At 67.6% G+C, this 18,743-nt stretch carries 15 protein-coding genes and 4 tRNA genes; 5 read left to right on the top strand and 14 right to left on the bottom strand.

Going from position 1 to position 18,743, the window contains the following annotated elements:
• The 6 genes from IAE56_RS16220 to IAE56_RS16245 form a co-directional block, all read right to left on the bottom strand.
• Positions 1 to 534, bottom strand: a 534-nt coding sequence (locus IAE56_RS16220) for a GTP-binding protein (RefSeq protein WP_200753227.1), incomplete at its 3' end; no start/stop codon positions are given.
• A gap of 39 nt (positions 535 to 573) precedes the next feature.
• Positions 574 to 649 (bottom strand) — tRNA-Thr (locus IAE56_RS16225).
• Between the two features lie 48 nt (positions 650 to 697).
• Positions 698 to 771, bottom strand: a tRNA-Gly gene (locus IAE56_RS16230).
• A gap of 26 nt (positions 772 to 797) precedes the next feature.
• A tRNA-Tyr gene (locus IAE56_RS16235) sits at positions 798 to 883 on the bottom strand.
• Between the two features lie 137 nt (positions 884 to 1,020).
• Positions 1,021 to 2,037 (bottom strand): isoaspartyl peptidase/L-asparaginase, encoded by a 1,017-nt coding sequence (locus IAE56_RS16240; RefSeq protein ID WP_108767845.1) that lies wholly within the window; start codon positions 2,035 to 2,037, stop codon positions 1,021 to 1,023.
• Positions 2,038 to 2,128: 91 nt separating this feature from the next.
• A complete protein-coding gene (locus tag IAE56_RS16245) occupies positions 2,129 to 3,094 on the bottom strand; it encodes a cyanophycinase (RefSeq protein WP_234456135.1) in 966 nt (321 codons plus the stop codon).
• A gap of 231 nt (positions 3,095 to 3,325) precedes the next feature.
• On the opposite strand from IAE56_RS16245, the gene IAE56_RS16250 reads away from it, so the two are divergent.
• Positions 3,326 to 6,064: a TonB-dependent receptor gene (locus IAE56_RS16250; protein ID WP_200753229.1), complete on the top strand. Its 2,739-nt coding sequence runs from the start codon at positions 3,326 to 3,328 to the stop codon at positions 6,062 to 6,064.
• 503 nt (positions 6,065 to 6,567) lie between these two features.
• Here the strand turns inward: IAE56_RS16250 and ychF are convergent.
• The 8 genes from ychF to IAE56_RS16290 all read right to left on the bottom strand — a co-directional run bounded on the left by ychF (position 6,568) and on the right by IAE56_RS16290 (position 13,576).
• Positions 6,568 to 7,659, bottom strand: a complete 1,092-nt coding sequence (ychF, locus tag IAE56_RS16255; RefSeq protein ID WP_079220741.1) for a redox-regulated ATPase YchF — start codon at positions 7,657 to 7,659, stop codon at positions 6,568 to 6,570.
• A gap of 172 nt (positions 7,660 to 7,831) precedes the next feature.
• Entirely contained in the window at positions 7,832 to 8,410 is a 579-nt protein-coding gene (pth, locus tag IAE56_RS16260; protein WP_079220740.1) for an aminoacyl-tRNA hydrolase, read from the bottom strand.
• Positions 8,411 to 8,458: 48 nt separating this feature from the next.
• A complete protein-coding gene (locus IAE56_RS16265) occupies positions 8,459 to 9,076 on the bottom strand; it encodes a 50S ribosomal protein L25/general stress protein Ctc (RefSeq protein ID WP_200753230.1) in 618 nt (205 codons plus the stop codon).
• 110 nt (positions 9,077 to 9,186) lie between these two features.
• Entirely contained in the window at positions 9,187 to 10,146 is a 960-nt protein-coding gene (locus IAE56_RS16270) for a ribose-phosphate diphosphokinase (protein ID WP_025879147.1), read from the bottom strand.
• Positions 10,147 to 10,283: 137 nt separating this feature from the next.
• A tRNA-Gln gene (locus IAE56_RS16275) sits at positions 10,284 to 10,360 on the bottom strand.
• An 11-nt stretch (positions 10,361 to 10,371) separates the two neighbouring features.
• The gene (ispE, locus tag IAE56_RS16280) at positions 10,372 to 11,241 is read right to left on the bottom strand and encodes a 4-(cytidine 5'-diphospho)-2-C-methyl-D-erythritol kinase (protein WP_108767840.1); all 870 of its coding nucleotides are present in this window, start codon (positions 11,239 to 11,241) and stop codon (positions 10,372 to 10,374) included.
• Positions 11,238 to 11,894, bottom strand: coding sequence for a lipoprotein insertase outer membrane protein LolB (gene lolB, locus IAE56_RS16285; protein WP_108767839.1), 657 nt, complete (start codon positions 11,892 to 11,894; stop codon positions 11,238 to 11,240). The genes ispE and lolB overlap by 4 nt, the downstream gene beginning before the upstream one ends.
• Positions 11,891 to 13,576, bottom strand: a complete 1,686-nt coding sequence (locus IAE56_RS16290; RefSeq protein WP_200753231.1) for a tetratricopeptide repeat protein — start codon at positions 13,574 to 13,576, stop codon at positions 11,891 to 11,893. Before IAE56_RS16290 ends, lolB begins: the two co-directional genes overlap by 4 nt.
• Before the next feature lie 63 nt (positions 13,577 to 13,639).
• On the opposite strand from IAE56_RS16290, the gene hemA reads away from it, so the two are divergent.
• The 4 genes from hemA to ppk2 all read left to right on the top strand — a co-directional run bounded on the left by hemA (position 13,640) and on the right by ppk2 (position 18,645).
• Positions 13,640 to 14,923: a glutamyl-tRNA reductase gene (gene hemA / locus IAE56_RS16295; RefSeq protein WP_108767837.1), complete on the top strand. Its 1,284-nt coding sequence runs from the start codon at positions 13,640 to 13,642 to the stop codon at positions 14,921 to 14,923.
• Complete coding sequence (prfA, locus tag IAE56_RS16300; protein ID WP_200753232.1) at positions 14,901 to 15,983, top strand: peptide chain release factor 1; 1,083 nt, start codon at positions 14,901 to 14,903, stop codon at positions 15,981 to 15,983. Before hemA ends, prfA begins: the two co-directional genes overlap by 23 nt.
• Positions 15,984 to 15,987: 4 nt before the next feature.
• Positions 15,988 to 17,691, top strand: a complete 1,704-nt coding sequence (locus IAE56_RS16305; RefSeq protein WP_200753233.1) for a tetratricopeptide repeat protein — start codon at positions 15,988 to 15,990, stop codon at positions 17,689 to 17,691.
• A gap of 171 nt (positions 17,692 to 17,862) precedes the next feature.
• Positions 17,863 to 18,645, top strand: coding sequence for a polyphosphate kinase 2 (gene ppk2, locus IAE56_RS16310; RefSeq protein WP_200753234.1), 783 nt, complete (start codon positions 17,863 to 17,865; stop codon positions 18,643 to 18,645).
• The last annotated feature ends 98 nt before the right edge of the window (positions 18,646 to 18,743 follow it).

Here is an 18,743-nt window from a genome sequence, read left to right on the forward strand (position 1 = left end):
CGCCAGGCGGGCCGAACCCGAGATGATCGGGGTGTCGTCGCCCGGGAAGTCGTACTTGCTCAGCAGCTCGCGGACTTCCATTTCGACCAGTTCCAGCAGCTCGGCATCGTCAACCATGTCGGCCTTGTTCAGGAACACGACGATGTACGGCACGCCGACCTGACGCGACAGCAGGATGTGCTCGCGGGTCTGCGGCATCGGGCCGTCAGCGGCCGAGCACACCAGGATCGCGCCGTCCATCTGGGCGGCACCGGTGATCATGTTCTTGACGTAGTCAGCGTGGCCCGGGCAATCGACGTGGGCGTAGTGACGGGTGGTGGATTCGTATTCGACGTGCGCGGTCGAGATCGTGATGCCACGAGCCTTCTCTTCCGGAGCGGCGTCAATGGCCGAGTAGTCCTTGAACTCGCCGCCGAAACGCTCGGCACCGATCTTGGTCAGTGCGGCGGTCAGCGTGGTCTTGCCGTGGTCGACGTGACCGATGGTGCCGACGTTGACGTGCGGCTTGGTGCGCTCGAACTTACCCTTGGCCATGGCTGCTTATCTCGAATTCGTCTGGTGTGGTGCTTAAGATGGTGCTCACAAAAGGAATCGAACCTTCGACCTCTTCCTTACCAAGGAAGTGCTCTACCGACTGAGCTATGTGAGCGAGTTTTGCATTATGACATGAACTCGATAATATTCAAAGTTCATTCAATGGAGCGGGAGACGGGAATCGAACCCGCACCATCAGCTTGGAAGGCTGAGGTTCTACCATTGAACTACTCCCGCACCGGGAATGTGCCACAACGTGAATCTGGTGGAGGGAGGTGGATTCGAACCACCGAAGGCGTAAGCCAGCAGATTTACAGTCTGCCCCCGTTGGCCGCTTGGGTATCCCTCCTTACCACCCCATCCCGTTGCCGCCGAAGCGTTGCGGTGTGTGGTGGTGAGCCGCTTATTCTGCTGATGGGACGGGGGGCTGTCAACGCTTTTTTCGGTTTTTTTCACACGTTGTCGCAAACCCATTGATACGCAAGGTTATTGCCCCGGCAGCACCAGGGTCTCGTTGGCGAAAATTGCGACATGGGGCACTCCGTCGGCGCCAATCCAGCCCCGATACATGCCCTGCGTGTTGAACGGCGTGGCCGCTTTTCCGTCTGCGGACAGCACGATGGCGCCACCATCGCCACCCATCTGCGGAATGGTGTCGTTGATGACGCCCTTGCCGGCCTGCTCCGGCGTCTGCCCCTGGTAACGCATGCGCGCACAGATCTCGTGCGCCGCCGCGGTGCGGATGTAGTACTCGCCCCAACCGGTACCGGACACCGCGCAGCGCGTATCGGCCCAGGTACCGGCACCGATGATCGGCGAGTCGCCCACGCGGCCGTAGCGCTTGTTGGTCATGCCGCCGGTGGACGTGCCTGCCGCAAGATGCCCCTGCGCATCCAGCGCGACGGCGCCGACGGTGCCGAAGTGCTTGGCGGTTTCGAGATCGGCATGGGCCTGGCCGCTGGCCTCTTCCTTCAGTGCGCGCTGCAGCTGCTGCCAGCGCTTGTCGGTGCGGAAATACGAGGGATCCACCAGGCTGACGCCCTGCTCCACCGCGAACGCCTCGGCGCCCTGCCCGACCATCATCACGTGCGGCGATTTCTGCATGACCAGCTGCGCCAGCTGGATCGGGTTGCGCACGCGCTGCACGCCCGCGACCGCACCGGCCGCCTGGGTGGCGCCATCCATCAGCGACGCGTCCAGTTCGTTGTGGCCGTCATGGGTGAACACCGCGCCCTTGCCGGCATTGAAGGTGGGATCGTCCTCGAGCACGGTGATCGCCGCGGTGACCGCCGCCAGCGCCGGGCGACCTGCCGCCAGTTCGGCATGCCCCTTCAACAGCGCTGCCTTCAACGCCGCGCGCGCAGCCTTCTCTTCAGCCGGCGACAGATCCTTGCGCTCGACCCCTGCCCCGCCATGGATGACCAGCAGCGGCGAAGTGGACGGCGCTGCCTGCGCGAGCAGGGGCAGGGACAACAGGGCAGACAGCGCCAGGCGCAGTTTCATCAGGTACGTCTCCAGGGAGTGTAGTTCGGTAGCGCCGGGCCATGCCCGGCGGAAAGAGCGATGCGGCAAGGCCACCGGGCATGGCCCGGCACTACTGGCGCGTGATTTCGATCTCGCCGTCGGTGATGTCGGCCATGGCGTGGTAGTCGACGTCGGCCTGGAAGTCATCCAGGCGCAGGCGGCCACCGCTGGCGACCACGGTGACCGGCACGGCGTGGAACTGCAACGGCTCGCCTTCGACCATCCTGTCGGCGTCGCGGCCGGGGCTGACCACCCAGACCTTGCCCTGGCCATCGGCGCTGTAGACCTGGGCCTGGCCGTCGGGCTCCACGCACAGCGCGGTGTCCTCGTCCACGCCGATGCCGACCATGTCCGGATCGCCGCTTTCCTGCGCGGCGCGGGCCACGAACACGATCAGGCGGCCGAGCCGGTCGCGCTTGTCGAAGTGGGTATCGGTGACCACGCGCTGCAGGTAGGGCATGTGCAGGAAGCCGCTGTCCAGGGTGACCGCGCTGCCCATCGGGTCGGCCAGCGCGCCGGCCGAGGTGATGCTGCCGCCATCGAGCGCGCCGTAGGCGTAGCCGCCAAGGATCGCCAGGCCAGCGCTGGTACCGGCGATCGGCTTGCCGGCGCGCACGTGCGCATTGAGCGCGCGGTTGAGCGCCGTGCCCTTCCAGAAGCGGATGTAGCGCGACTGGTCACCGCCGGCGATGAAGATGGCATCGGCGGCGGCGACCACGCGCAGCACCGCCGGATCGTCGGCGCCGCGGCGGTTGTCGAACACCAGGGTCTGCACGGCGGTGGTGCCGCCGATATCGCGGTACAGGCGCTCCTGCAGCTCATCGCCACCGGAGGCGCGCAGGATCAGCACGCGGCCGTTGCCGGCCTGCCGCAGCCACCACTGGAAGGCCTCGGGCACCCACTCGCCACCGCCCATCAGCATCATCGCCGGGGCGCGTGGATCAGGACGGGGTGCATCCAGGTCGCCAATCTCGTAATAATCGAAGCCAGGGGAATGCAGGTCACGGGAGTCCTGCGCTGACGCCAGCGGGGCCATCACGGCCAGCACCACCCCCAGCACGAGGCTTGACCAGAATCGGCGGACAAGGGAACTCATCGTGGATCTCCCTGAACAGAATCGGCTTGCAACCGTTTTCACTCTTTGCCAGATGAAAGACCTGTAGTCAAGAGCATAAAAAAGGCGTTAAATGCGCGCGCCCATTCCGGATTGTGAATGGGGGACAGGGCCCCTCCTCTGCGGGCCGGCTTCATTCCCGAGATATCTCTCATGCGTAGACAGGCGATGGCGTGGTCGATCCAGCTGGCGTTGATGGGTGTTGCTGCCTCGGCAGCGGCCCAGAGCCCCGGCTCCTCTTCGGTGCAGCAACTCGATGCGGTCCAGGTGACCGGTTCGCGCATTCCGCGCGCACAGGTGGAAGGCCCGGCACCGATCACGGTGATCAATGCCGAGGAGATCCGCTCCAGCGGCTTCACCACGGTGCCCGACGTGCTGCGTGCGATGACCCAGAACGGCGGCGAGACGCAGAGCCAGCAGTCCTCCAGCGGCGCCGACTTCTCCCCGGGCGCGCAGCAGGTCGACCTGCGCGGGCTGGGCCCGAACCACACCCTGGTGCTGGTCAACGGTCGCCGTATCGCTGATTTCCCGATGCCGTTCCAGGGCCGCAGCAACTTCACCGACGTGTCCAACATCCCGCTGGGCATGATCGACCGCATCGAGGTGCTGACCGGCAGCGCGTCGGCCATCTACGGTTCGGATGCGATCGCCGGCGTGGTCAACTTCATCCTGAAGAAGAAGGCCGACGGCACCACCGTCGACGTGCGCATGGGCACCACCAGCGAAGGCGGTGGCGAGTCGTTCGACATGAGCCTGTCCAGCGGCTTCAGCAAGGGCAATTTCAATGCGGTGTACAGCGTGGAGCTGCAGTCGCAGACGCCGCTGTGGGCCTATGAGCGCGACATCCAGGATTCGACCCAGGACGGGCCGACCGAAGGCTCGCGCATCGCCCGCCGCGCCTACCTGCGCACCGACTACAACGACGACTACCTGGACCCGGGCGCGGCCACCTGCGAAGCGCTGGCCGGGCAGAACCAAGGCAGCACGTACCATGCCTTCCGCCCGCGCTATGGCTACTACTGCGGCAGCGACGCATCGATCGGCTACGGCACCATCCTCAGCAAGCGCCGCGGCGCCAACGGCTATGCCTCGCTGAGCTATGACTTCGACAACGGCCAGCAGTGGTTTGCCGACGTGCAGATGGGGTACCACACGCTGGCCCTGATGCGCGATGTCACCTCGTGGGGCCGCATGGCCGCCGACGGCGACGAGTCGGGCTACTTCAACAACCAGGCCACGGGTGAGATCGAATTCTGGCAGCGCCAGTTCTCGCCCGAGGAGATGGGCGGCCTGCGCAATGCCATGGTGCGCAGCACGCAGAAGACCTTCAGCGTGACCACCGGCTTCAAGGGCAACCTGGCCGGCAACTGGGATTACGAAGCGGCGCTGAGCCACTCGCAGTACCAGTCGCGGATCAGCTGGCCGCAGATCGTCGCCGCCAAGGCCAACGACCTGTTCCTGGGGCCGCAGCTGGGCGAGGACGATGATGGCTTCCCGATCTACAACGCCGACCCGTCGCGCCTGTACCGGCCGCTGACCCGCGCCGAGTACGAGTCGATCGCCGCACGCACGACCTACACCCCGAAGTCGCGCACCGAGACCGCGGCCCTGACCCTGACCAACGGTTCGCTGTTCGGCCTGCCCGGCGGCGATGCCGGCTTCGCCGCAACCGTGGAAGTGGGCCAGCAGGCCTACGCGTTGAATCCCGATCCGCTGGCGACCGAGTACTACTACTACAGCTGGAAGGATTCGGACGGCAAGGGGTCGCGCAACCGCTGGGCGACCGCCGCCGAACTGCGCCTGCCGCTGCACGACACGCTGAACCTGAGCGTGGCCGGCCGCTACGACCAGTACCGTTATTCCGGCCATACCATCGGCAAGGCGACCTGGAGCGGCGGCCTGGAATGGCGTCCCGTGGACAGCCTGCTGGTGCGCGGCTCCTACGGCACCGCCTTCCGCGCGCCCGACCTGCACTACGTGTTCGCCGGCCCGGGCAACGACGAGACCACGGCCGAGGATCTGTACAGCTGCCGTGCCGACGATGCCGATGACTGCTCCGACTACGAGCGCAACGTGATCCGCAGCCGCAGCGGCAATCGCGAGCTCGACCCGGAAACCAGCACCTCGTGGAGCGCAGGCTTCGTCTGGTCGCCGGCCACCGGCCTCGATCTGTCGGTGGACTGGTTCGACATCGACATGCGCAAGCAGGTGCAGGACATGGACGTGCGCACGATCCTGGCCAGCGAAGCGAACTGCCGCCTGGGCGACGCCGACATCACCTCGCCGACCTGCGTGGACGCGCTGGCGCGGGTGACCCGCACCGCCGACGGCCGCCTGTACGGCGTGTACGTCAACCCGATCAACGTCGCGCGTGAATCGACCTCGGGCATCGACGTGGGCCTGCGCTACCGCCTGCAGACCGGTGCCGGTGATTTCATCTTCAACGGCACCCACACCTGGGTGAAGAAGCATGATTTCCAGCGCTACCCGGGCGACCCGACCGAAGACCAGTTCGCGGTGAACAGCGGCTTCGACATCCCGCGCACCAAGACCAGCGTCAGCGTGACCTGGGAGAAGGATGCGTGGTCGGCCACCGTGTACGGCTCGCGCTTGGGCAAGCTGCCGAACTCGGACAGCTACGACCAGGTGTTCGACCCGGACAGCGGCGACAGCCCGTACATCAAGGCCACCTACCGCTACAACGCGTCGGTGCAGTACCGCTTCGACGACCACTCGCGCCTGTCGCTGTCGGTGGTCAACGTGTTCAACAAGATGCCGCCGAAGGACGCCACGTACACGGCCTACCCGTACTACGACGTGTCCTGGTTCGACAGCGTCGGCCGCACGATCAACCTGCAGTACACCCACAAGTTCGGCGGCAGCGCGTTGTAAGCGCGGTTTCGCAGGATGTGGACGACAAGGCCCGCCATTGGCGGGCCTTGTTGTTTATGCACACCGCACGTGGAGAGCGATGGGAACTTGGTGTGGACAAGTGGGCGCGAGCATTGCGCCGCAGGCGTTTCCGGGCGTGGTGATTTTTTGTCCACGTCCCCGGTGGTTTTCCACACGGTACGTGGAGAGCGATGGGAACTTGATGTGGACAAGTAGGTGCGAGCGTTACGCCGCAGGCGTTTCCAAGCGTGGTGAAATTTTGTCCATGACCCGGATGCACTGATCGGGGTCGGAGCCCTTTCCGGTGGAAAGGGATCCGACCCCACGGTTTTCCACACCGCGCGTGGAAAGCGGTGGGGGTTTGGTGTGGACAAGTGTGTGCGAACGTTGCGCCGCAGGCGTTTCGAAGCATGGTCATTTTTTGTCCAGCGCAGAAACCGATGCCGGAAACGCGAACGCCCCGCTCGAGGCGGGGCGTCCGGGGTCAATCCGTTGCGGCTGGATCAGACGTTGAAGCGGAAGTGCAGCACGTCGCCTTCCTGCACGCGGTATTCCTTGCCTTCCAGGCGCAGGCGACCGGCTTCCTTTGCGCCGGCTTCGCCCTTGTACTTGATGAAGTCGTCATACGCGATGGTTTCAGCGCGGATGAAGCCCTTCTCGAAGTCGGTGTGGATGACCGCGGCGGCCTGCGGGGCGGTGGCCCCCTTGCGCACGGTCCACGCGCGGACTTCCTTCACGCCAGCGGTGAAGTAGGTCTGCAGGCCCAGCAGGCTGTAGGCCGCGTTGATCACGCGGTTCAGGCCCGGCTCGCTCAGGCCGAGATCGGCCAGGAAGGTGTCGCGGTCTTCGTCGTCGAGCTGGGACAGCTCTTCTTCGATCGCGGCCGACACCGGCACCACCTGCGCGCCTTCGGCGGCGGCGTGGGCGCGCACGGCGTCCAGGTGCGGGTTGTTCTCGAAGCCGTCTTCCAGCACGTTGGCGATGTACATCACCGGCTTCAGGGTCAGCAGGAACAGGTCACGGACCAGCGCCTTCTCTTCCTCGTCCAGGCCGACCGAACGACCGGACTTGCCGTCGGCCAGGGCGGCCTGCAGCTTGGCCAGCACCGGCTTGCGCGCGGCCGCTTCCTTGTCGCCACCCTTTGCCGCGCGCTCGGCGCGGTTCAGTGCCTTCTCGACGCTGTCCAGGTCGGCCAGGGCCAGTTCGGTATCGATGGTTTCGATGTCCGAGATCGGGTCGACCTTGTTGTTGACGTGGATGACGTCGGCGTTCTCGAAGCAGCGCACCACGTGGGTGATCGCATCGACTTCGCGGATGTGCGCCAGGAACTTGTTGCCCAGGCCTTCGCCGCTGGCCGCACCGGCCACCAGGCCGGCGATGTCGACGAACTCGACCGCGGTCGGGATGACCTTCTGCGGGTTGATGATCGCCGCCAGCTCACCCAGGCGCGGGTCCGGCACCGGCACGATGCCGACGTTCGGTTCGATGGTGCAGAACGGGAAGTTCGCCGCGGCGATGCCCGCCTTGGTCAGCGCGTTGAACAGGGTCGACTTGCCGACGTTGGGCAGGCCGACGATGCCGCATTTGATACCCATGGGTGACAGCTCTCTGGGGTGAAAGTGATTGGGGAAGCAGCGAGGTGGGCGCTGCTTTTCCAATCATTCTCCGTACCGACCAACGGTCGGTACCTACCGGTCTGGTTGATTCCGTACCGACCAACGGTCGGTACCTACCGGCCTGGCCGACCAACGGTCGGTATCGGACGGGTTATTTCGGGGTGTGCAGCCGCTTCATTGCTTCGTTGAAATCGCCCTGTACCGCCAGCGGCAGCACGTCGATGGCATCGTCGATGGCGCGTGCGATCAGCACGTCGTCGTCCTTGGAGGGACGGCCGAGCACCCAACCCACCACGCGGTCCTTGTGGCCGGGATGGCCGATGCCCACGCGCAGGCGGTGGAACTTGCCGTGGCCGAGCAGGCGCATGGTGTCACGCAGGCCGTTCTGGCCGCCGTGGCCGCCGTCGAACTTCAGCCGTACCGCGCCGGGCGGCAGGTCCAGTTCGTCGTGCGCCAGCAGGGTTTCCTCCGGCTCGATCTTCCAGAACCGCTGTGCGGCGGTGACCGACTTGCCGCTGAGGTTCATGAAGGTGGCCGGCTTCAGCAGCCACACGGTCTGCCCGGCGATCTCGACCTTGGCGGTCTCGCCGAACAGCTTGCTGTCCACATTCCAGCGTGCACCGGCTTTTTCAGCCAGGGCCTCAACGAAATGAAACCCGGCATTGTGCCGGGTCCGGGCGTGTTCCGATCCGGGATTGCCCAGACCGACGATCAGTCGCAGTCCTGCCATGGTTCCTTCCAGAACGGTGCCTGCCCGGAGGCAGGCACCGCTACGGTATTACTCGGCAGCCGGAGCTTCAGCGTCGGCAGCGTCTTCCTTGCCGTGCTTGGCGGTGACGATGGCGTCGTCGTGGTCCTTGCCCAGCGCCAGGGCCGGGATTTCCACGCCCTTCGGCAGCTTGATGTTGGACAGGTACACCACGTCGCCAGCGTTCAGGGCGCCCAGGTCGACTTCGATCGACTCCGGCAGGTCCTTCGGCAGGCAGCTGATGGTGACTTCCTTCAGTTCGTGGGTGACCACGACGTCGGCAGCCTTGCCAGCCGGCGAGGTGTCTTCGTTGATGAAGTGCAGCGGAACCGAAGCGGTCAGGGCTTCGTTCTCGTTCACGCGCAGGAAGTCCAGGTGCATGATCAGCTGCTTGTACGGGTGGCGCTGAATGTCACGCAGCAGCACGCGCTCGACCTTACCATCCAGGTTCAGGTCCAGGATGGAGGCGTAGAACCACTCGTTCTGCTGGGCCAGCCAGATTTCGTTGTGGTCCAGGCTGATGGCGACCGGCTCGGCGGTACCGCCGTACACGATGGCCGGGATCACACCAGCGTGACGCAGGCGGCGGCTCGCACCCTTACGCTGCAGTTCACGCTTGGTGACCTTGATTTCATGGGTCTTCGACATTTTCGACTACTCAGGTTGTTGCCTTGCCTTGCGGCTCGGCGATTGAAGATGCTTCCGCGACCAGAAGCACCCGGGGTGTGTCCCTACCGTTGCCGGCAGGGACGAAAAAATCAGTCGACGTACAGCGAGCTGACCGACTCGCCGAAGGCGATGCGGCGCATCGTTTCGGCCAGCATTTCCGCCACGCTCAGCTGGCGGATCTTGCTGCACACCCGCGCTGCGTCCTTCAGCGGGATGGTGTCGGTCACCACCAGCTCGTCGAGCTGGGAATTGGTGATGTTGTCCACCGCCGGGCCCGACAGCACCGCGTGGGTGCAGTAGGCGGCGACCTTGAGCGCACCGCGCGCCTTGAGGGCAGCGGCAGCGGCGCACAGGGTGCCGGCGGTATCGACGATGTCATCGACCATGACGCAGGTCTTGCCTTCGACGTCACCGATGATGTTCATCACGGTGGAGACGTTGGCGCGCGGGCGGCGCTTGTCGATGATCGCCAGGTCGGCGTCATCCAGGCGCTTGGCCACCGCACGGGCGCGGACCACGCCGCCCACGTCCGGCGAGACGACGATCAGGTTCTCGGTGCCGTAGGCGCGCCAGATGTCGGCCAGCAGCAGCGGGGACGCATACACGTTGTCCACCGGGATATCGAAGAAGCCCTGGATCTGGTCGGCGTGCAGGTCGACGGTCAGCACGCGATCAGCGCCAGCGGTGCTGAACATCTTGGCCGCCAGCTTGGCGGTGATCGGCACGCGCGAGGAACGCATGCGGCGATCCTGGCGCGAGTAGCCGAAGTACGGCACCACGGCGGTCACGCTGGCCACCGATGCGCGCTTGAGCGCGTCGATCAGGACCAGCAGTTCCATCAGGTTTTCCGCGCTCGGCGCCGAGGTCGGCTGGATCACGAAGACGTCCTGCTTGCGGACGTTTTCTTCGATCTCGACCTGCACTTCACCATCGGAGAAGTGCGAGACCAGTGCCTTGCCCGGGCGGACTCCCAGTTCCTTGCAGATGTTCTGCGCCAGACGTTTGTTGGCGTTGCCGGAAAATACCAGCAGGTTCGGGGACTCTTGCATCATGATTGTCTCGGGCGGGGACGAGTGGCGGGGATCCGGTAGCGGCAAGGACCGCTGCGGCCCCTGCTGCTTACAACACCGCGGCTGTTTCCACGTCCCGCGCAGTGATGCGCTGGATGGCGCGGACGCAGCCGCATTGGCAGGGGCGGGAGGATTCGAACCTCCGAATGCCAGGATCAAAACCTGGTGCCTTGGGCCTCTTGGCGACGCCCCTGCATTGATGAATCAGTGTTGCTCGAGTGCATCCAGCAGTGGCGAACGTGCAACGCCCGCGGCCACCCTTGCCCGCAACTCCTTCGGCAACTCCGCTCGCCCCTGCTCTGCGGCAGCCTGCGAATCGAACTCGACGAAACAACCACTTCCGGACCCGGTCAAACGTGCCTGGCCTATGCTGCTCAACGCGGCAAGCACCGCCTCGACGGCAGGCTCGCGGCGGCGCAGCACCGGCTCGAACACGTTTCCGACCAGAGCGCCGGAAGCGAAGTCGTCTATTTTCGCCTGTGGGCAGTCGCGCGTCAAATCCGGGTCAGCGAACAGGGCCGGGGTCGGAACATGAACGCCCGGTTCGACGATCACGTACCAGGCCGGCGGCAGGGCCACCGGCTGCAGGCGCTCGCCCACGCCCTCGGCCCAGGCGTTGTGGCCGCGCACGAAGACCGGCACGTCGGCGCCCAGGCGCAGGCCCAGTGCAGCCAGCGCATCCTCGTCCAGGCCGGCCTGCCAGAGCCGGTTCAGGACCACCAGCACGGTGGCCGCGTCGGACGAGCCGCCGCCGAAGCCGCCACCCGCCGAAACATGCTTTTCAACGACGATATCCGCCCCCTGGCCGACGTTGGCAGCCGATTGCAGCAACCTGGCCGCACGCACCGCCAGATCATCGGCCTCGGCAACACCGGCCAGGCCCTCGCCCTGACGTCGCACCAATCCATCATCGCGCAGGCGCAGGCCGATACGGTCGCCCCAGTCCAGCAGGCGGAACACGGTCTGCAGCTCATGGTAGCCATCGGCGCGGCGGCCGGTGATGTGCAGGAACAGGTTCAGCTTGGCCGGGGCCGGCCACCAGGACCAGCCATCGGCGTCAATCTGCGCGGTCATGGCGCGTCGGCGCCCCACTGGTCGACCAGCAGGCGCACCTTGGCGTCCTCGCGGCTGGCCTCGATGCGCCGCGGCAGGGCCGGGCTTCCTTCCTGGGCCGGATACCAGTCCAGGTACTGGATCAGCCAACCGGCCTGCTGCATGCGCCGCGGGCGGCCCTCGGCATCGCGCTCCACGCTGCTTTCGCCGGAACCGCGCAGCACCAGGCCACGGGTCCAGTCGGACAGTTCATTTACCGGAATATCCCAACCGGTGGCATCGAGCAGCAGCTGGCGGGCGTCATCGCCGGCGCGCGGGCCGTCGCCGAGCCCTTCCAGGCGTGCCCCGCCCTGTACCGAATCCCCCTGCAGGGTCCAGCTCTGGCGGGTGACCGGCGCACTCAGCTGGATGCGGTACTCGCTGCCCTGCTGGACCCAGTCGATGCGACCGCTGCCACCGTTCTTGCCCTTGCTGACCGCGACCCGACCCTGGAAGCTGTAATCGGGCTGCGCGCGCAGGGCCTGCACGCGGGCCTCCTCGGCGCGCTCGGCGGCCGGCGACACGGTATAGACCACGTCCGGAGCCGGCGTCTTCTGCGTGCCCACGCTGGTACAGGCGCTCACCGCCAGGGTCACGGCCACCAGCAGCAGCGGCCGGATCATGGAAACACTCATGGATTGAATTTCTCGCGGGCGCGCAGCAGCGCGCGGTTTTCAGGGTCGAGCTTGGCCGCTTCCTCGAAGAAGTGGCGGGCCTCGTCGTGCTTGCCGAGCACCCACAGCACCTCGCCCACGTGGGCGGCGATCTCCGGGTCGCGGGACAGCGTCCAGGCCCGGCGCAGCTGCACCAGGGCTTCGTCGTTGCGGCCCAGGCGATACAGCACCCAGCCGTAGCTGTCGACGATGGCCGGGTTGTCCGGCTCGGCCACGCGCGCGCGGTCGATCAGTTCCAGGGCTTCCTGATAGCGCTTGGTGCGGTCGGCCAGGGTGTAGCCCAGCGCGTTCAGCGCCGGCACGTTCTCCGGATCGGTCACCAGCACCTTGCGCAGGTCAGCCTCGGCGCGGGCGATGTCATCGCGCCGCTCCCAGGCCAGGGCGCGGGCGTACAGCAGGCCGTTCTCGTCCGGATAGGCGGCCAGGCCACGGGCCAGCGCATCCAGTTCGCCCGGCAGGTCGTCGGCGCGCTGGCGCAGCTCGGCTTCCAGCAGGTAGGCATCGCGGCGCACATCATCATCGACCATGGCATCGGACTGGATGGCATGCACCTCGTCCAGCGCCAGCGCCTGCCGGCCGGCCAGGCCCTGCGCATTGGCCGCGCGCAGGCGCGCCTCGTTCAGTTCGTCGCCGCCCGGCACGCTGTGGTACCAGTTCACCGCCTCGGGGTAGCGCTTGAGGTACTCGGCGATCTTGCCCAGCAGCAGGCGCTGCGCCGGGTCCGGCCTGGCGGCCTGCCGCGAGAGTTCGTTGTAGAGGCCCGACAGCGCGGCGGTGTCGCCCTGCTTTGCCAGCAGCGAGGCGCGCATGCCCCAGGTCTGCACGTTCTGCGGGCCGACGGCCAGCACCCGCTCGGCGGCGGCCGGCTGGCCCAGGCTGTCATAGGCGATGGCCACGGCATTGCGCAGCTCCGGGTCCTGCCGGGTCTTCGGCTCGACCCCCTGCAGCAGCGCCAGCGCCTGCGCGGTCTGCCCGGCCTGCTGCAGCTGGCTGGCACGCAGCAGGGCTACCCGCGGCTCGTCCGGGAAGCGCTTGACCACTTCGTCGATCATGCGCCGGGCCAGCTCGGGCTTTTCCATGCGCAGGGCCAGCCGGCCGAATTCCTGCCAGGCCTCGATCTTCGGCGGAATGGCATTGGCGTCGACCAGCTCGCCCAGCACCTGCGCCGGCACCGCCGGGTCGCGGCCACCGCCGATCAGGGCGGCCAGCGCGAACTTCCAGCCGCGATCGTCGGGGTCGGCCAGCAGGGCCTGCAGCTCGGTGCGCGCGGCCTTCACGTTGCCCTGGCGCATGGCCAGCGCACCGGCGGCACTGCGCATGGACAGCGAGCTGGGGGCGCGCTTCTCCCACAGGGCCAGGCCCTTGGCGGCGCTGGCGTCATCGTTGGCCAGCATGGAGATGCGGGTGGCCCGTTCGGCCAGCCCGGCATCGCCGGCGGTCTGCTCGGCCGCCTGCAGGTACCAGTGCGCGGCGTCGGCCAGCTTGCCGGCCTGCAGGGCGAATTCCCCGGCCATCACCGGTTCCAGGGCCAGTTCTTCGCTGGCCGGGCCCCGTGCGGGAGCCTTGGCCGGCGCCGCCGCCAGCACCTGGCTGAAGGCCAGGGACAGCAGCAGAACACTGGGGATGCGAATCAATGCGGGCATCGTCGGCATCGGGGCCTTAAAATGTCGTCCAATGGCCAGCAGCTTATCGCAAGCAACTGAACAATGACCCTGTGGGTGCTCGGACTGAATCACCAGACCGCACCGGTAGAGCTGCGCGAACGCGCGGCCTTCGCCGGTGACGCGCTGCCGCGCGCGCTCGGTTCGCTGCGCGATACCCCGCAGATCGCCGAGGCGGTCCTGCTTTCCACCTGCAACCGCACCGAGCTGTACGCGGTGGCCGATTCGCCGCAGGCGCTGGACCAGTGGCTGCACAGCCAGGCCGGCGACCTGCAGGGCTACCTGTACCAGCATGCCGACGCCGATGCGGTGCGCCACCTGTTCCGGGTCGCCACCGGGCTCGATTCGATGGTGCTGGGCGAGCCGCAGATCCTGGGACAGGTGAAGGATGCCTGGTCCACCGCGCGCGACCACGGCCTGCTCGGCCAACGCCTGGACCGGCTGTTCCAGCAGACCTTCTCGGTGGCCAAGCGTGCGCGCACCGATACCCAGGTGGGCGCCAATCCAGTCTCGGTCGCCTCGGCCGCGGTGCGCCTGGCGCAGAACGCGTTCGCCCGCCTGGACGATTCCACGGTGCTGCTGGTCGGCGCCGGCGAGACCATCGAGCTGGCTGCACGGCACCTGAGCGAAGGCAAGGTGCGCCGCCTGCTGATCGCCAACCGTACCCTGGCCCATGCGCAGGAACTGGCCACCCGCCACGGCGGCGTGGCGCTGCCGCTGACCGAGCTGGAACGCCACCTGGCCGAGGCCGACGTGGTGTTCTCGGCCACCGCCGCGCGCGAACCGGTCATCCACCGCGAAATGGTGGCCAAGGCCCTGCGCGCGCGCCGGCACAAGCCGATGCTGCTGTTCGACCTGGCCGTGCCGCGCGACATCGAGGCCGAGGTCGGCACGCTCAACGACGCCTTCCTGTACACCGTGGACGACCTTGAACGCGCGGTGGAAGACAACCGCCGCGGCCGTCGCGAGGCGGCCGCCGAGGCCGAGGCGATCATCGACCTGCAGGTCTCGCGCTTCGTCGAAACCCTGCAGGCCAGCGCCCACCAGGCGCCCCTGCGGCAGCTGCGCGCCTTCGGCGAGGCCACCCGCGCCGAGCTGCTGGAGCGTGCGCGGCAGCAGCTGGCCAATGGCAAGCCGGCCGACGAAGTGCTGGAACTGCTGGCCCATGGCCTGACCAACCGCCTGCTGCACCCGCCGACCGCCGCCCTGCGCGCGGCCGCGCTCAGTGGCGACGCCGACCTGACCCGCGCTGCCGAGCGCCTGTTCCCGGCCACGCCGGGCTACCGCCACCCACCCGTGAGACCCGATGACGCCGACCCTGCGCCGTAAGCTGGAAGCGCTGGCCGAGCGCCGCGAAGAACTGGAACGCCTGCTCGCCGAACCCGACGTGGTCGCCGACAACAACCGTTTCCGCGATCTTTCGCGCGAATTCGCCCAACTTGAACCGGTCGCCACCGCCCTGGCCGACGAAGCTCGTGCCAAGGCCGACCTCGCCGCCGCCGAAAGCATGCGCGCCGACCCCGACCTGCGCGAGCTGGCCGACGAGGAGATCGCTGCCGCCGAGGCCCGCCTGCAGGAGCTGGAACAGGAACTGGCCCTGCTGCTGGTGCCGCGCGATCCGCGCGACGAGGGCAACCTGTTCCTGGAAGTGCGTGCCGGTACCGGCGGCGACGAAGCGGCGATCTTCGCCGGCGACCTGTTCCGCATGTACGCCCGCTATGCCGAGCGCCAGGGCTGGAAGGTGGAGATCGAATCGGACAGCCCCGGCGAACACGGCGGCTACAAGGAAGTGGTGGCACGCGTGGTCGGTCGCGGCGCTTTCTCGCGCCTGAAGTTCGAATCGGGCACGCACCGCGTGCAGCGCGTGCCAGCCACCGAATCGCAGGGCCGCATCCACACCTCGGCGGCGACCGTGGCGATCATTCCCGAAGCCGACGAGGTCGATGACATCGTCATCAACCCGGCCGACCTCAGGGTGGATACCTACCGCTCGTCCGGCGCCGGCGGCCAGCACGTCAACAAGACCGAATCGGCCATCCGCATCACCCACGTGCCGACCGGCGTGGTGGTGGAGTGCCAGACCGAGCGCAGCCAGCACGCGAACCGCGACAAGGCGATGAAGCGGCTGAAGGCGCAGCTGCTGGATGCCGAGCGCCAGCGCCAGGACGCGGCGCAGGCCGAATCGCGGCGCCTGCAGGTGGGCAGCGGCGACCGCAGCCAGCGCATCCGCACCTACAACTTCCCGCAGGGCAGGATCACCGACCACCGCGTGGAAGGGCTGACCCTGTACGACCTGCCCAACGTCCTGTCCGGCGACCTCGACGCCCTGCTGCAGCGCCTGAGCCACGAGCACCAGGTCGACGCGCTGGCCCAGCTGTCGGCGGGCTGAGCCGATGTCGGCCTGGCAGCAACGACAGCAACTGCAGCAGGCGCTGGCACGCCAGCCCGGTGATTTCATCGCCTGGGTGATGCTGGCCGACGTGGAACTTGAAGCCGGTGATATCGCCGCCGGCGAACAGGCCGCACGGCGCGCCCTGCAGCTGCGCCCGAACCATCCCGAAGCCCTGGCCCGGCTGGGCCGGGTGGCATGGATGGTCGGCGCCCACGCCGATGCGGCACGGCTGCTCGGCCAGGCCTCCGCGCTGGCACCGGAACACCCGGGCATCGCCCTGTGGCTGGGCCACGCGCTGGAAGATGCCGACGATGCCGAAGGTGCTGCCGCGGCCTATCGCCGCGCGCACACGCTGCTGCCTGGCGAACCGTATATCGCCGCACAGCGCCTGGCCTGGCAGCGCCGCCTGTGCGACTGGCAGGACGTGGACGCGCTGGCCGCACAGGTGCGCGCCGCCGTTGCCGCTGGCCAGGGCGTGGTCGAGCCGTTCGCCTTCCTCAGTGAGGACGCCAGCGCCGCCGAACAGCTGGCCTGCGCCCGCATGCGTGCCGCTGCGGTGGCTGCAGCCGTGCGCCCGCTGCCGAAGGTGCCGGTGCGTGCACGCGGCCCGCTGCGCGTTGGCTTCCTCTCCAATGGATTCGGTGCACACCCCACCGGGCTGCTGACCGTGGCCCTGCTGGAGCAGCTGCAGGCCGACCCGGCACTGCAGCTGCACCTGTTCGCGCTGAACCGCGATGATGGCAGCCGCATCCGCGAGCGCCTGCAGACCGCGGCGCGCCTGCACGACGTCGCCGGCCAACGCCATGCCGAGACCGCTGCACGGATCCGCGCGCAGGGCATCGACGTGCTGTTCGACCTGCGGGGCTGGGGCGGTGGCGGTGCACCGGAGGTGCTGGCGATGCGCCCTGCCCCGCTGCAGCTGAACTGGCTGGCCTACCCCGGCACGTCCGGTGCACCGTGGCTGGATGCGGTGGTCGGCGATGCCTTCGCCCTGCCGCCGGCACTGGAACCGCATTACAGCGAACGCGTGCTGCGCCTGCCGCGCGCCTTCCAGCCATCCGACAACACCCGCGTGCTGGAACCTGCACCGACCCGCGCCGACTGCGGCCTGCCCGCGCAGGGCGTGGTGTTCTGCTGCTTCAACAACAGCTACAAGCTCAACCCGCGCAGCATGGCCCGCGCCTTCGCGGTGCTGCAGGCGGTGCCGGGCAGCGTGCTGTGGCTGCTGGCCGGCCCGGGCCAGGCCGATGCACACCTGCGCGCGGCGGCACAGGCTGCCGGCGTGGATCCGGCACGGCTGGTGTTCATGGCCAAGCTGCCGCACCCGCAGTACCTCGCCCGCTATGCGCTGGCCGACCTGTTCCTGGACACGCACCCGTACAACGCCCACACCACCGCCTCCGATGCGCTGTGGGCCGGCTGCCCGGTGCTGACCTGCCCCGGCGACACCTTCGCCGCGCGCGTGGCCGGCAGCCTCAACCACCACCTCGGCCTGGCGCACATGAACGTGGCCGACGATGCCGCCTTCATCGCCACCGCCAGCGCCCTCGGCAACGACCCGACGGCCCTGGCCGCGCTGCGCGCTGAGCTGGCACAGGCGCGCGGCCGCAGCGGCGTGTTCGACATGGCCGGCTTCGCCGCGGACCTGTCGGCGCTGCTGCAGGCATTTGCGCGCGAACACGGCTGGGGAGACGCGACTGGGTAGAGTCGACCGTTGGTCGACTGCTCCGGGCGGGCCGCGAGAACCCACGCTGCGCGCGATGCTCGACCAACGGTCGACCCTGCCCCTGTCGCGTCCATTGCCGTTTTCCGGGCATCGACACCGCCTCGGCACCCCCTGCGCTACGCTCGGGCTTCCTTCCAGCGTGGTGCAACGATGGGCAAGCTCAAGCGCAAGGAGTACGACGAACTGCTGCAGCCGCTGCAGCTGGAACTGACCGCGATGGCGCGCTGGGTACAGCACAGCGGGCAACGCCTGCTGGTGCTGTTCGAGGGCCGCGATACCGCCGGCAAGGGCGGCGCGATCCAGGCGATCAGCCAGCATCTCAACCCGCGCCAATGCCGGGTGGTCGCGCTGCCGAAGCCGACCGACCGCGAATCGACGCAGTGGTATTTCCAGCGCTACGCCAGCCACCTGCCGGCGGCGGGCGAGATCGTGCTGATGGACCGCAGCTGGTACAACCGCGCCGGCGTGGAACGGGTGATGGGCTACTGCAGCGAGGCCGAGTACCAGCAGTTCCTGCACCAGGCACCGGTGTTCGAGCAGCTGCTGGTGGATGACGGCATCCTGCTGTTCAAGTACTGGCTGTGCGTGGACCAGGCGCAGCAGGAAAAGCGCTTCGAGGAGCGCCACAGCGATCCGCTGAAGGGCTGGAAGCTGTCACCGGTGGATCTGAAGTCACGCAGCAAGTACAGCGCCTACACCGAGGCGCGCGAGGCGATGCTGCGGGCCACGCATCGCGATGCGGCGCCGTGGACGCTGGTGGATTTCAACGACCAGCGGCTGGGGCGGTTGTCGCTGGTGCGCAATCTGCTGGACCGGCTGCCGGATACGCGGGTGGATGAGCCGGTGCTGGATCTGCCGAAGTTGAAGGGCAAGCTGCATGTGGAGCACTACGACGTGCTGCGGCCGATCGAGGATTTCCCGGTCAAGGATTAGGGGGTTCGGCAGGGCTGCGCCCTGCACCTGCTCAAGGCAACGGCAGCGGCAACGTCAACGTCAAAAGCCGAAGCGGCATTCCGTGGGATGGCGGGGCA

The organism is Stenotrophomonas sp. S41 (assembly GCF_016624625.1).
GTDB lineage: Bacteria > Pseudomonadota > Gammaproteobacteria > Xanthomonadales > Xanthomonadaceae > Stenotrophomonas.

What these genes read in the sequence shown, in the direction of transcription:
- IAE56_RS16290 (WP_200753231.1), bottom strand. Translation starts at nt 13,576, where the DNA reads ATGCCCGCATTGATTCGCATCCCCAGTGTTCTGCTGCTGTCCCTGGCC.
- IAE56_RS16270 (WP_025879147.1), bottom strand. Translation starts at nt 10,146, where the DNA reads ATGCAAGAGTCCCCGAACCTGCTGGTATTTTCCGGCAACGCCAACAAA.
- ispE (WP_108767840.1), bottom strand. Translation starts at nt 11,241, where the DNA reads ATGACCGCGCAGATTGACGCCGATGGCTGGTCCTGGTGGCCGGCCCCG.
- pth (WP_079220740.1), bottom strand. Translation starts at nt 8,410, where the DNA reads ATGGCAGGACTGCGACTGATCGTCGGTCTGGGCAATCCCGGATCGGAA.
- lolB (WP_108767839.1), bottom strand. Translation starts at nt 11,894, where the DNA reads ATGAGTGTTTCCATGATCCGGCCGCTGCTGCTGGTGGCCGTGACCCTG.
- IAE56_RS16240 (WP_108767845.1), bottom strand. Translation starts at nt 2,037, where the DNA reads ATGAAACTGCGCCTGGCGCTGTCTGCCCTGTTGTCCCTGCCCCTGCTC.
- IAE56_RS16245 (WP_234456135.1), bottom strand. Translation starts at nt 3,094, where the DNA reads ATGGCCCCGCTGGCGTCAGCGCAGGACTCCCGTGACCTGCATTCCCCT.
- hemA (WP_108767837.1), top strand. Translation starts at nt 13,640, where the DNA reads ATGACCCTGTGGGTGCTCGGACTGAATCACCAGACCGCACCGGTAGAG.
- prfA (WP_200753232.1), top strand. Translation starts at nt 14,901, where the DNA reads ATGACGCCGACCCTGCGCCGTAAGCTGGAAGCGCTGGCCGAGCGCCGC.
- IAE56_RS16305 (WP_200753233.1), top strand. Translation starts at nt 15,988, where the DNA reads ATGTCGGCCTGGCAGCAACGACAGCAACTGCAGCAGGCGCTGGCACGC.
- ppk2 (WP_200753234.1), top strand. Translation starts at nt 17,863, where the DNA reads ATGGGCAAGCTCAAGCGCAAGGAGTACGACGAACTGCTGCAGCCGCTG.
- ychF (WP_079220741.1), bottom strand. Translation starts at nt 7,659, where the DNA reads ATGGGTATCAAATGCGGCATCGTCGGCCTGCCCAACGTCGGCAAGTCG.
- IAE56_RS16250 (WP_200753229.1), top strand. Translation starts at nt 3,326, where the DNA reads ATGCGTAGACAGGCGATGGCGTGGTCGATCCAGCTGGCGTTGATGGGT.
- IAE56_RS16265 (WP_200753230.1), bottom strand. Translation starts at nt 9,076, where the DNA reads ATGTCGAAGACCCATGAAATCAAGGTCACCAAGCGTGAACTGCAGCGT.